Consider the following 12,301-nt stretch of genomic DNA (forward strand, 5'->3'; position numbering starts at 1 on the left):
GGGTAGTTATTTATTCTATACAACAATGATTTATTTCTTTTTAAGAGTTAAGAGGAATTAAATTATGTATTATGTAACTAAAACAAATTCAAAAGGGCAACCCTTATATCAAGTGGTTGAAAAGTACAAAGATCCACTAACAGGAAAGTGGAAATCAGTAACTGTAAGTTATACTAAGAATACTAGTAGGGCGAGGAAACAAGCTGAAAGAGAGGTTCTTGATAAAATAGATAGACTAACTACTTCATTTGAAAGTCAGTTTAGCCCTGAACTGATTACAACATTTGGAGAGTTAAAAGAAAATTGGTTTCAGACTTGGTGTGTCTCTGTTAAACCACAAATAATTCAAAGAGAACTACTGGTTATGAAGCGTCTTGGGAAAATTATAGGAGATGATTTTTTGTTAGACAGGATTACTCCACTTCTGATGAAAAATAGTCTCAATAAATATTTAGAAATATATGATGCATCGCCTTCAACAATGACTCATATAAAAAGTACTTGTAATAAGATTTTTAATCATGGTGTGTTATATAATGTCATTAAGTTTTCTCCAATGACTGCGGTAAAACTAGATATTTCATTAGAGAAAAGGCGTAAAGCAAAAGAAAGACATGATTCTAAATTTCTAGAAATCCATGAATTACATGCATTTTTTGATGTGTTACGCCAATGCAGAAATGCAAACTATTATGATCTTGCTATAGTATTGTTGCTTACAGGTATTCTAATTAGTGAAGCAGCTTTTTTACCATCAGATATTGATTTTGAAAAAGGAATCTTGCATATTGATAAGGCACTTCAATATCACTGTTTAAAAGTTGAACAATTTCATTTTGATACAACTAAAACACTCAATTCAATTAGAGAAGTAGCTTTGCCTGAAGCTACAAGCGAAGCTATTAAAAGGACAATACAGAGAAATAAAGAGTTTGATGCTTATATGGAGAAACATCCCTGTCCTGCTTTTACACATTCTGAAAGTGTATTTAGAACAGAATACGGCTCTCCAATAACATCAAGCACTTTTCGTCAAATTTTGAAACGAATAGAAGGAAAATTATTGACAAATTGTTTAAGCGACTATGGTTTTAAGTGGGTAAAACATGTTACTCCCCATTCGTTTAGGCATATGCATATTAGTTACCTTCAAAGTAATGAGATGCACATAGCAGTAAAAGATATTATGACTAGAGTAGGACATGCTAACTTTGAGACAACAATGGGCTATACACATAATATAAATCGTTCACAAGAAAATACGGTAAAAGCCTTAAATCAATTTGTAGAAAATCACAATTTCCATTTTGAAGAATTGAAAAGTTATACCTGTAAATATTCCAGAATGATTGAAAAATTCATTGAAACTAGTGATAATAGCAATAAAGTAGAATTAAGTGTTGATGAGTTCAAAGACTTGTTACATCTTAATCCACATTACTCACCTAAAAATATTGTTTCAAATTTACTATTAAAAATCAAAAAAGATATTGTCAAATACCATCCACAGTTTGATATAAAGATTGTGAAATCAAGTGAGAATCAAATCAGAGGTTTTTCCATTGCATGGTAGTTTTGGTGTTCGCTTGGTGTTTAGACAATAGTAAAATAAAATAGGGGCTCTAAACCCTTGCTACGAAAGGAAAAAAACTCAATGGCTATTATTCAATGGTTTCCTGGTCACATGTCTAAAGCACGTCGACAGGTTCAGGAAAATTTAAAATTTGTTGATTTTGTGACGATTTTGGTGGATGCACGCTTACCTCTATCTAGTCAAAATCCTATGTTGACCAAGATTGTTGGTGATAAACCAAAACTCTTGATTTTAAACAAGGCGGACTTGGCCGATCCAGCAATGACCAAAGAATGGCGTCAGTATTTTGAATCACAAGGAATCCAGACGCTAGCTATCAACTCCAAAGAGCAATTGACTGTAAAAGTTGTGACAGATGCGGCCAAAAAGCTCATGGCTGATAAGATTGTTCGCCAGAAGGAACGTGGTATCCAGATTGAAACCTTGCGAACCATGATTATCGGGATTCCAAACGCTGGTAAATCAACTCTCATGAACCGTTTGGCCGGTAAGAAGATTGCCGTTGTCGGCAATAAACCAGGTGTTACCAAAGGTCAACAATGGCTCAAAACCAATAAAGATCTTGAAATCCTAGACACGCCAGGAATTCTCTGGCCTAAGTTTGAAGATGAAACTGTTGCGCTTAAGTTGGCCTTGACTGGAGCTATCAAAGACCAGCTGCTTCCTATGGATGAGGTAACTATTTTTGGTCTCAATTATTTCAAAGAACATTATCCAGAAAAGCTGGCCGAACGCTTCAAACAAATGAAAATTGAGGAAGAAGCTCCGGTTATTATTATGGACATGACCCGTGCCCTCGGTTTCCGTGACGACTATGACCGTTTTTACAGTCTCTTCGTGAAGGAAGTCCGTGATGGCAAACTCGGTAACTATACCTTAGATACATTGGAAGACCTTGATGGCGACGATTAAAGAAATCAAAGAACTCCTTGTGACGATCAAGGATTTAGAAAGCCCTATTTTTTTAGAGCTTGAAAAGGATAATCGCTCTGGAGTTCAAAAAGAAATCAGCAAGCGTAAAAAAGCTATTCAGGCAGAATTGGATGAGGATCTTCGTTTGGAAGCCATGCTTTCCTACGAAAAAGAACTTTACAAGCAAGAATTGACCTTGATAGCAGGTGTTGACGAGGTTGGACGTGGTCCTCTGGCTGGGCCTGTAGTCGCTGCAGCTGTTATTTTACCTAAAAATTGTAAGATTAAAGGCCTCAATGACAGCAAGAAAATTCCTAAAAAGAAACATCTGGAGATTTTTCAAGCCGTTCAAGACCAAGCCTTGTCGATTGGAATTGGTATCATGGATAATCAGGTCATCGACCAAGTCAATATCTATGAAGCAACCAAACTAGCCATGCAGGAAGCTATCTCCCAGCTCAGTCCTCAACCTGAGCACCTCCTGATAGATGCCATGAAACTGGAATTGCCCATTTCACAAACCTCCATTATCAAAGGAGATGCCAACTCCCTCTCTATCGCAGCGGCTTCTATAGTAGCCAAGGTGACCCGTGATGAATTGATGAAGGAATACGATCAGCGGTTTCCTGGCTATGATTTTGCTACTAATGCAGGATATGGAACAGCTAAACACCTGGAAGGCTTCATAAAACTAGGAGTTACCCCAATTCACCGAACCAGCTTTGAACCCGTTAAATCGCTGGTTTCAGGAGAAAAATAAAGTTAAGTTAGAAGGAATGATTATGGAGGAACAGTCAGAAACACTCAGTTCCAAGAAAGAATTTGCCTTTGCCTCAAGCACTATATTATCCCAAGTTGGTCGAGGAATCATCGTCGGTCTTGTCGTTGGGATCATCGTTGGATCTTTTCGGTTTTTAATTGAAAAAGGCTTTCACCTGATACAAGGACTTTATCAAGATCAAGCGCACCTAGTGCGCAATCTTTTTATCATTGGTCTATTTTATTTAATAGTTTGTTGGCTCAGTGCAAAATTAACTCTATCAGAAAAAGACATAAAGGGTTCTGGAATCCCTCAAGTCGAAGCCGAATTAAAGGGATTGATGACTCTCAACTGGTGGAGCGTACTTTGGAAAAAATATATTCTAGGAATTTTGGCAATTGCCAGTGGACTCATGCTGGGGCGTGAAGGACCCAGTATTCAACTTGGAGCGGTAGGTGGTAAAGGAATTGCCAAATGGCTCAAATCCAGTCCAGTAGAGGAACGCTCCTTGATTGCTAGTGGAGCTGCAGCAGGTTTAGCCGCTGCCTTTAATGCTCCAATTGCTGGACTTCTCTTTGTAGTAGAAGAAGTCTATCATCACTTTTCACGCTTTTTCTGGGTATCTACTCTCGCAGCTAGTCTCGTAGCAAACTTTGTTTCTCTGCTCATATTTGGCCTAACGCCAGTGCTAGACATGCCTGATAATATCCCTCTCATGACCCTAGATCAGTATTGGATATATCTCCTTATGGGAATTTTTCTAGGACTTTCCGGTTTTGTCTATGAGAAAGCTGTATTAAACGTCGGAAGAGTTTATGATTGGCTTGGCCAAAAAATCCATTTGGATAAAGCTTATTACCCAATTCTTGCCTTTATTCTCATCATACCAGTCGGAATCTTCTTACCCCAAATCCTTGGTGGTGGAAATCAGCTTGTTCTTTCCCTAACTGAGCAAGATTTTAGTTTCCAAGTTCTATTAGTTTACTTTTTGATTCGCTTTGTTTGGAGCATGATTAGCTATGGAAGTGGCCTTCCAGGAGGAATTTTCCTACCCATTTTGGCGCTTGGTTCCTTGCTTGGAGCTCTAGTTGGTGTTATTTGTGTCAATCTTGGTCTTGTCAGTCAAGAGCAATTCCCTATATTTGTCATTCTGGGAATGAGTGGCTACTTTGGAGCGATTTCTAAAGCTCCCTTAACAGCTATGATTCTAGTAACCGAGATGGTAGGAGATATTCGCAACCTCATGCCACTTGGATTAGTAACCTTGGTCGCCTACATCATCATGGATTTACTCAAGGGTGCACCAGTCTATGAGGCTATGTTGGAAAAAATGCTACCTGAAGAAGCAACAGATGAAGGAGAAGTCACCCTCATTGAAATCCCAGTTTCAGATAAAATAGCAGGAAAACAAGTACACGAACTCAACTTGCCACATAACGTACTCATCACTACTCAAGTCCATAATGGCAAGAGCCAAACAGTTAACGGCTCAACCAGAATGTATCTGGGGGATATGATTCACCTAGTTATTCCAAAAAGTGAAATTGGAAAAGTCAAAGATTTGTTGTTGTAGAGTTTGTTTACATAATTTATATTATGCAAACAACTGGCTTGATTTATTTAGAAAACCGATTCTCAGCAATGGAATCGGTTATTTTTTAAGGCTCTTTTTTAATATACTATTTCCTCTAAAATCATTGAAATTATAGCTTGAATTTGATATGATGGTCTTATGGATAAAAGTAGAGCTAAACGTGAGAATCACGATAAGATAAGAATGAGTTTAATAGCCCTAGTAGCTATCTTTTCAGTAAGTATTTGTGTCCTTGGTTCAATGATTGGATACAAAATATACACAAAACAAAGTTTTGAACAAAAGATTGAATCTCTCAAGAAAGAGAAAGATGATCAATTGAGTGAGGGAAATCAGAAAGATCATTTTCGTAAGGGGCAAGCCGAAGTGATTGCTTATTATCCTCTCCAAGGGGAGCAAGTGATTTCGTCTGTAAAAGGAATCATAGTGCAGGATATTAAGGAAAATTTAGAAGACAAGGAAAATCTGGTTTTTTATTATACGGAGAAACAGGATTCGACTTTAAAAGGGATTGTCAACCGAAGTGTGATGAAACAAGTCTATGATTTAACTTCTTCAAAAGTTGAAGAGACTGAAAAAACTAGTCTAGCGAAAGTGCATTTGACAGAAGATGGTAAACCTTTTACCCTTGATCAACTATTTTCAGATGCTAGTAAGGCCAAAGAGAAACTGATAAAAGAACTGACTTCTTTCTTACAGGACAAGAAATTGGAGCAAGAAAAGTTTGATCAGATTGTTAAAGGTTTCTCTGACCAAGACTTGTCTGCATGGAACTTTGATTATAAGGATAGCCAAATTATTCTTTATCCCAGTCAATCAGTGGAAAATCTGGATGGGATTGCCTTGCCAGTATCTAGTTTCTTTGAAGTTATTCAGTCCTCTTATTTATTAGATAAGGACGCAGAGCTATATAAGGCTTATTATGAAAAGAAAAATCGTAAAGTAGTAGCCTTGACTTTTGATGATGGACCAAATCCTGCAACAACAACTCAAGCATTAGATACTCTTTCTAAGTATGGTATTAAGGCGACTTTCTTTGTTTTAGGTAAGAATGTTTCTGGCAATGAAGAGATTTTGAAACGCATGAAAGCAGATGGGCATGTTATTGGAAACCATAGTTGGAGCCATCCAGTTCTTTCAAAACTTTCGCTTGATGAAGCCAAAAAACAAATAACTGATACTGAGGCTGCACTAACTAAAGTGCTGGGTTCTAGCTCTAAACTTATGCGTCCCCCTTATGGAGCTATTACAGACGACATTCGCAATAGCCTCGATTTGAGCTTTATTATGTGGGATGTGGATAGTCTGGACTGGAAGAGTAAAAATGAAACAGCTATCTTGACAGAGATTCAGCGTGAAGTCAAGAATGGTTCTATTATTCTCATGCACGATATCCATGCTGAGACTGTAAATGCTCTACCGAAGGTTATTGATTACTTGAAAGGGCAAGGTTATGACTTTGTAACAATTCCAGATTTGTTAGATACTCGTCTTAAAGCTCACCAGCTCTACTATAACCGTGATCAATAATACACAAAATCTAAAGAGATAAGTTTTCCTTGAAAATTTGCTTCTTTGGATTTTCTTCTCATAGAAAGGAAAAATAATGAAATCTTATACTTTAAATAATGGCGTTCCAATTCCAGTTCTGGGATTTGGAACCTGGAAAGCTGAAAATGGAGAGATTGCCTATCAAGCTGTACTAGAGGCTTTAAAGGCAGGCTATCGCCATATCGATACGGCAGCTATTTATAAAAATGAAGAAAGCGTTGGTCGTGCCATTCAAGATAGTGGCGTTCCGCGTGAGGAAATTTTTGTAACCAGTAAACTCTGGAATACAAATCATAGCTATGAGCAAGCTCGTCAGGCTTTTGAAGAGTCTTTAGAGAAGCTGGGCTTGGAATATTTGGATTTGTATTTGATTCATTGGCCAAATCCAAAACCGCTCAGAGAAAATGACCAATGGAAAACTCGAAATGTGGAAGTTTGGAGAGCGATGGAGGATCTTTACCTAGAAGGCAAAATCCGTGCTATCGGTGTTAGTAATTTTCTTCCCCATCATTTGGATGCCTTGCTTGAAACAGCAAAAATTCTTCCAGCGGTCAATCAAGTTCGTTTGGCTCCAGGTGTGTATCAAGAGGAAGTCGTAGCTTACTGTCGAGAAAAAGGAATTTTATTGGAAGCTTGGGGACCTTTTGGTCAGGGAGAACTGTTTGATAGCAAGCAAGTTCAAGAAATCGCAGCAAATCACGGAAAATCGGTTGCTCAGATAGCCTTGGCCTGGAGCTTGGCAGAAGGATTTTTACCACTTCCAAAATCTGTCACAGCATCGCGTATTCAGGCTAATCTTGATTGCTTTGGAATTGAATTGAGTCATGAGGAGAGGGAAACTTTAAAAACAATTGCTGTTCAGTCTGGTGCTCCACGAGTTGATGATATGGATTTCTAGAAAATCATAAAAAGAATTGTACATTGCTCCAATTTTTGATATAATAGTCAACAGGAAAGAAAGTCTTATGGCGTTCTTCAAGCGAGCTTGGGATAGTGGGAGCCAAGTAGGGCAAAATAAAGAACTGGCGCTTTCTGTAGTATTTTCAAAAACAATGAAGTAATAAATTAGGGTGGAACCGCGTTTCTGACGCCCCTAGGTTAAATCAACCTAGGATTGTCGGACGCGGTTCTTTTGCTTATTCAGTCTATTGTGTGAAAGAAAGGAGAGACGTGGAAAACCTTTATCTTGTAAAAGACGATAGTCAACTAGCTGCATTTCGTGAATTTGTAGTAAGAAATACTGAAAAGTTGAAAGATTATCAATCTTTTTTAAAGAATGAACTTGCAGTCTGTGATTTACCGCAAGCCGTTATTTGGTCAAGTTTTAATGCTGCTACACAGATTATTAGGGAAAGCGCTGTTCCAGCCTATACAAATAATAGACGAATGGTTATGACGCCTGATTTAGCTGTTTGGAAAGAGTTGTATTTGTATCAGTTGCTGGACTACGAGTGTTCTCAGCAAACTCAAGCAATAGAAAGTCACTATCATTCTTTATCTGAAAATTTCCTCTTACAGATTGTAGGACATGAGTTAGCACATTGGTCGGAGCATTTTTTAGATGATTTTGATGGTTATGACTCTTATATCTGGTTCGAAGAGGGGATGGTTGAATATATTAGTCGCAAGTATTTCTTGACAGAAGAGGAATTTCAAGCGGAAAAAATTTGTAATCAATCTCTCGTAGAACTTTTTCAGAAGAAGTATGGTTGGCATTCATTGAATGATTTTGGTTCTTCGACTTATGATAAGAACTATGCAAGCATTTTTTACGAATACTGGCGTAGTTTTTTGACAATAGATAAGTTGGTAGAAAATCTAGGTAGTGTACAAGCGGTCTTCGATTCTTATCATTTATGGGCAAATACAGATAAAACTCTTCCCTTGTTAAATTGGTTTGTTCAGCAGAAATTAATTGAAAAAGAAATATAAAAACTAAAGGAGTAAACAATGTCTAAAAAATTGACTTTCCACTGCATCAGTGGCAGAAACCTCCTTACAGTCGGACTGCCTTACGCTCAGTACTAGGGTGCTGAGCTAGACGCAGTACTAACTCGTCTTGCCTCGTATAATCGACGAGGCAGACTCGTGTCGCAAAAAATCATTTTTTTATTAAGGAGTATTCAATGTCTAAGAAATTAACATTTCAAGAAATTATTTTGACTTTGCAACAATTTTGGAATGACCAAGGTTGTATGCTCATGCAGGCTTATGATAATGAAAAAGGTGCGGGAACAATGAGTCCTTACACTTTCCTTCGTGCTATCGGACCTGAGCCATGGAATGCGGCTTATGTAGAGCCATCACGTCGTCCTGCTGACGGTCGTTACGGGGAAAACCCTAACCGTCTTTACCAACACCACCAATTCCAAGTGGTCATGAAACCTTCTCCATCAAACATCCAAGAACTTTACCTTGAGTCTTTGGAAAAATTGGGTATCAATCCTTTGGAGCACGATATTCGTTTCGTTGAAGACAACTGGGAAAATCCTTCAACTGGTTCAGCTGGTCTTGGTTGGGAAGTTTGGCTTGATGGGATGGAAATTACTCAGTTCACTTATTTCCAACAAGTCGGTGGATTGGCAACTGGCCCTGTGACTGCGGAAGTTACCTATGGTTTGGAGCGTTTGGCTTCTTACATCCAAGAAGTAGATTCTGTATATGATATTGAGTGGGCTGATGGTGTAAAATACGGAGAAATCTTCATCCAGCCTGAGTATGAGCACTCAAAATATTCATTTGAAATTTCAGATCAAGAAATGTTGCTGGAAAACTTTGATAAGTTTGAAAAAGAAGCTGGTCGTGCATTAGAAGAAGGCTTGGTGCACCCTGCCTATGACTATGTTCTCAAATGTTCACACACCTTTAACCTGCTTGATGCGCGTGGTGCCGTATCTGTAACAGAGCGCGCAGGCTATATCGCTCGTATTCGTAACCTAGCCCGTGTCGTAGCCAAAACCTTTGTCGCAGAACGCAAACGCCTAGGCTACCCACTTTTAGATGAAGCAACACGAGCTAAACTCTTAGCAGAAGACGCGGAATAAAGAAAGTGACAAATTACGAAAATGGGCGAACAGTGTGAGCCCTGAACCAGTTGCCGCAGTGATGAGGGTATCCTTAGTGAAGCTAAGGATACTAGGCAAAATTGGAGACTTTTGGCTCCAATTTTAGCAATGAAACAACGAAGTTGGTTGCTTGCGTGCCAATCACATAAGGCAAACTGGAAAATAAAAAGATATTTTTCGGAGAAAAAACATGACAAAAAACTTATTAGTAGAACTCGGTCTTGAAGAATTACCAGCCTATGTTGTCACACCAAGTGAAAAACAACTAGGCGAAAAAATGGCAGCCTTTCTCAAGGAAAACCGCCTGTCTTTTGAAGCTATTCAGACCTTCTCAACGCCACGTCGTTTGGCTGTTCGTGTAACTGGTCTTGCAGACAAACAGGCTGATTTGACAGAAGATTTTAAAGGGCCAGCAAAGAAAATTGCCTTGGATAGTGATGGGAACTTCACCAAAGCAGCTCAAGGATTTGTCCGTGGAAAAGGCTTGACTGTTGAAGATATCGAATTCCGTGAAATCAAGGGTGAAGAATATGTCTATGTCACTAAGGAAGAAGTTGGTCAAGCAGTTGAAGCCATTGTCCCTGGTGTTGTAGATGTCTTGAAGTCATTGACTTTCCCTGTTAGCATGCACTGGGCTGGAAATAGCTTTGAGTACATTCGCCCTGTTCACACTTTGACTGTTCTTTTAGATGAAGAAGAGTTTGACTTGGATTTCCTTGATATTAAGGGAGGTCGTGTGAGCCGTGGTCATCGTTTCTTGGGGAAAGAAACCAAAATTCAGTCAGCATTGAGCTATGAAGAAGATCTTCGTGCACAATTTGTAATAGCAGATCCACGTGAACGAGAGCAAATGATTATTGACCAAATCAAAGCAATCGAAGCTGAGCATGGTGTACGCATCGAGATTGATGCGGACTTGCTTAATGAAGTCTTGAACTTGGTTGAATACCCAACTGCCTTTATGGGAAGTTTTGATGCCAAATACCTTGAAGTTCCGGAAGAAGTCTTGGTGACTTCGATGAAGGAACACCAACGGTACTTTGTTGTCCGTGATCAAGATGGTAAACTCTTGCCAAACTTCATTTCTGTTCGTAACGGAAATGCAGAGCATTTGGAAAATGTTATCAAAGGAAATGAAAAAGTCTTAGTAGCCCGCTTGGAAGACGGAGAATTCTTCTGGCGTGAAGACCAAAAATTGGTCATTTCAGATCTTGTTGAAAAATTAAACAATGTGACTTTCCACGAGAAAATTGGTTCCCTTCGTGAACACATGATTCGTACTGGTCAGATTGCTATTCTCTTGGCAGAAAAAGCTGGTTTGTCAGCGGATGAAACAGTTGACCTTGCTCGTGCAGCAGCCATTTACAAGTTTGACTTGTTGACAGGTATGGTTGGTGAATTTGATGAGCTCCAAGGAATTATGGGTGAGAAATATGCCCTTCTTGCTGGTGAAACTCCAGCGGTAGCAGCTGCTATTCGTGAACACTACATGCCTACATCAGCCGAAGGAGAACTTCCAGAGACCAAGGTGGGAGCCATTCTAGCCATTGCAGACAAATTAGATACGATTTTGAGTTTCTTCTCAGTAGGTTTGATCCCATCAGGTTCTAATGACCCTTATGCCCTTCGTCGTGCAACTCAAGGTGTGGTTCGTATCTTGGATGCCTTTGGTTGGCACATTGCTATGGATGAGCTGATTGATAGCCTTTATGCTTTGAATTTCGATAGCTTGACTTATGAAAATAAGGCAGAAGTGATGGACTTTATCAAGGCTCGTGTTGATAAAATGATGGGTTCAACTCCAAAAGATATTAAGGAAGCCGTTCTTGCAGGATCAAACTTTGTTGTGGCGGATATGTTGGAAGCGGCAAGTGCTCTCGTAGAAGCAAGCAAGGAAGAAGACTTTAAACCATCTGTTGAATCACTTTCTCGTGCCTTTAATTTGGCTGAGAAGGCAGAAGGAGTTGCTACAGTTGATTCAGCTCTCTTTGAGAATGAAGAAGAGAGAGCCTTGGCAGAAGCAGTAGAAACACTTGCTTTATCAGGATCTGCAAGCCAACAATTGAAACAACTCTTTGCACTTAGCCCGGTTATTGATGCTTTCTTTGAGAATACCATGGTAATGGCAGAAGATCAGGCTGTTCGTCAAAATCGCTTGGCTATCTTGTCTCATTTAACTCAAAAAGCAGCTAAACTTGCTCGTTTTAACCAAATTAACACTAAATAAAATTTGATAAACGGACTTTATCTTATCACAAAGGAGAAGAAATGGATCAGAAAAAAATTGATCGTATCAACGAGCTTGCTAAAAAGAAAAAAACAGAAGGCTTGACCCCAGAAGAAAAAGTGGAACAAGCTAAACTACGTGAGGAGTATATCGAAGGTTATCGTCGCACTGTTCGTCACCACATCGAAGGGATCAAAATTGTGGATGAAGAAGGAAACGATGTTACACCAGAAAAACTACGTCAGGCACAACGTGAAAAAGGTTTACATGGCCGTAGTCTTGATGACCCAAATTCATAATAAATATTCTTTCTTTTAACAAAGATAGATAAATAATACCAAAAGACTATCATACATAAATGGACTGCACCTCAAAAGTTAGATTTTCTAGCTCTAACTTTTGAGGTGTTTTATAGTAGATTGAATCTATAACAGTACGCCTAGAGTGCTAAAATATTACTAGAGATTAATTTGACTTTCCTAATCGATTTGTTCATATCTTATTTCAATATACTATATTATGTGACTTTCGGTCCGTCTCGCTCCGTTAGGTGCGAGACAAAAAAACCACCCGCTATGCCGGGTGCGCGTCGAAGGTT

General features: G+C 38.9%; 10 protein-coding genes. All 10 read left to right on the forward strand.

The genetic code is table 11. The features are described from left to right. Nucleotides 1-64 precede the first annotated feature (64 nt). The 10 genes from ADH54_RS04790 to ADH54_RS04835 all read left to right on the forward strand — a co-directional run bounded on the left by ADH54_RS04790 (nucleotide 65) and on the right by ADH54_RS04835 (nucleotide 12,002). The gene (locus ADH54_RS04790; protein ID WP_049524237.1) at nucleotides 65-1,573 is read left to right on the forward strand and encodes a tyrosine-type recombinase/integrase; all 1,509 of its coding nucleotides are present in this window, start codon (nucleotides 65-67) and stop codon (nucleotides 1,571-1,573) included. Nucleotides 1,574-1,654: 81 nt separating this feature from the next. Next, on the forward strand, nucleotides 1,655-2,506 hold the full coding sequence (ylqF, locus tag ADH54_RS04795) for a ribosome biogenesis GTPase YlqF (protein ID WP_049524238.1): 852 nt from the start codon (nucleotides 1,655-1,657) through the stop codon (nucleotides 2,504-2,506). Next, on the forward strand, nucleotides 2,493-3,266 hold the full coding sequence (locus ADH54_RS04800) for a ribonuclease HII (RefSeq protein ID WP_049524239.1): 774 nt from the start codon (nucleotides 2,493-2,495) through the stop codon (nucleotides 3,264-3,266). Before ylqF ends, ADH54_RS04800 begins: the two co-directional genes overlap by 14 nt. A gap of 22 nt (nucleotides 3,267-3,288) precedes the next feature. Beyond that, nucleotides 3,289-4,839: a ClC family H(+)/Cl(-) exchange transporter gene (locus tag ADH54_RS04805; protein ID WP_049524240.1), complete on the forward strand. Its 1,551-nt coding sequence runs from the start codon at nucleotides 3,289-3,291 to the stop codon at nucleotides 4,837-4,839. A 159-nt stretch (nucleotides 4,840-4,998) separates the two neighbouring features. Beyond that, entirely contained in the window at nucleotides 4,999-6,390 is a 1,392-nt protein-coding gene (gene pgdA / locus ADH54_RS04810; protein ID WP_049524241.1) for a peptidoglycan-N-acetylglucosamine deacetylase PgdA, read from the forward strand. A gap of 76 nt (nucleotides 6,391-6,466) precedes the next feature. After that, on the forward strand, nucleotides 6,467-7,309 hold the full coding sequence (locus ADH54_RS04815; RefSeq protein ID WP_049524242.1) for an aldo/keto reductase: 843 nt from the start codon (nucleotides 6,467-6,469) through the stop codon (nucleotides 7,307-7,309). Between the two features lie 272 nt (nucleotides 7,310-7,581). Further along, complete coding sequence (locus ADH54_RS04820) at nucleotides 7,582-8,343, forward strand: elongation factor Tu (RefSeq protein ID WP_049524243.1); 762 nt, start codon at nucleotides 7,582-7,584, stop codon at nucleotides 8,341-8,343. A gap of 194 nt (nucleotides 8,344-8,537) precedes the next feature. Next, nucleotides 8,538-9,455: a glycine--tRNA ligase subunit alpha gene (glyQ, locus tag ADH54_RS04825; RefSeq protein ID WP_000038733.1), complete on the forward strand. Its 918-nt coding sequence runs from the start codon at nucleotides 8,538-8,540 to the stop codon at nucleotides 9,453-9,455. 211 nt (nucleotides 9,456-9,666) lie between these two features. Further along, nucleotides 9,667-11,703 carry a glycine--tRNA ligase subunit beta gene (glyS, locus tag ADH54_RS04830; RefSeq protein WP_049524244.1) on the forward strand — a complete coding sequence of 679 codons (2,037 nt, stop codon included), beginning with the start codon at nucleotides 9,667-9,669 and terminating at the stop codon, nucleotides 11,701-11,703. Nucleotides 11,704-11,744: 41 nt separating this feature from the next. Next, on the forward strand, nucleotides 11,745-12,002 hold the full coding sequence (locus tag ADH54_RS04835; protein WP_049524245.1) for a DUF896 family protein: 258 nt from the start codon (nucleotides 11,745-11,747) through the stop codon (nucleotides 12,000-12,002). Nucleotides 12,003-12,301 lie beyond the last annotated feature (299 nt).

The sequence above is a fragment of the Streptococcus pseudopneumoniae genome, from assembly GCF_001072315.1.
In the GTDB taxonomy this organism is placed as follows: Bacteria; Bacillota; Bacilli; order Lactobacillales; family Streptococcaceae; genus Streptococcus; species Streptococcus pseudopneumoniae_R.

Bases quoted from the DNA above. Each gene is read 5' to 3' on its own strand.
- ADH54_RS04790 (WP_049524237.1), top strand. From the start codon at position 65: ATGTATTATGTAACTAAAACAAATTCAAAAGGGCAACCCTTATATCAA.
- ylqF (WP_049524238.1), top strand. From the start codon at position 1,655: ATGGCTATTATTCAATGGTTTCCTGGTCACATGTCTAAAGCACGTCGA.
- ADH54_RS04800 (WP_049524239.1), top strand. From the start codon at position 2,493: ATGGCGACGATTAAAGAAATCAAAGAACTCCTTGTGACGATCAAGGAT.
- ADH54_RS04805 (WP_049524240.1), top strand. From the start codon at position 3,289: ATGGAGGAACAGTCAGAAACACTCAGTTCCAAGAAAGAATTTGCCTTT.
- pgdA (WP_049524241.1), top strand. From the start codon at position 4,999: ATGGATAAAAGTAGAGCTAAACGTGAGAATCACGATAAGATAAGAATG.
- ADH54_RS04815 (WP_049524242.1), top strand. From the start codon at position 6,467: ATGAAATCTTATACTTTAAATAATGGCGTTCCAATTCCAGTTCTGGGA.
- glyQ (WP_000038733.1), top strand. From the start codon at position 8,538: ATGTCTAAGAAATTAACATTTCAAGAAATTATTTTGACTTTGCAACAA.
- glyS (WP_049524244.1), top strand. From the start codon at position 9,667: ATGACAAAAAACTTATTAGTAGAACTCGGTCTTGAAGAATTACCAGCC.
- ADH54_RS04835 (WP_049524245.1), top strand. From the start codon at position 11,745: ATGGATCAGAAAAAAATTGATCGTATCAACGAGCTTGCTAAAAAGAAA.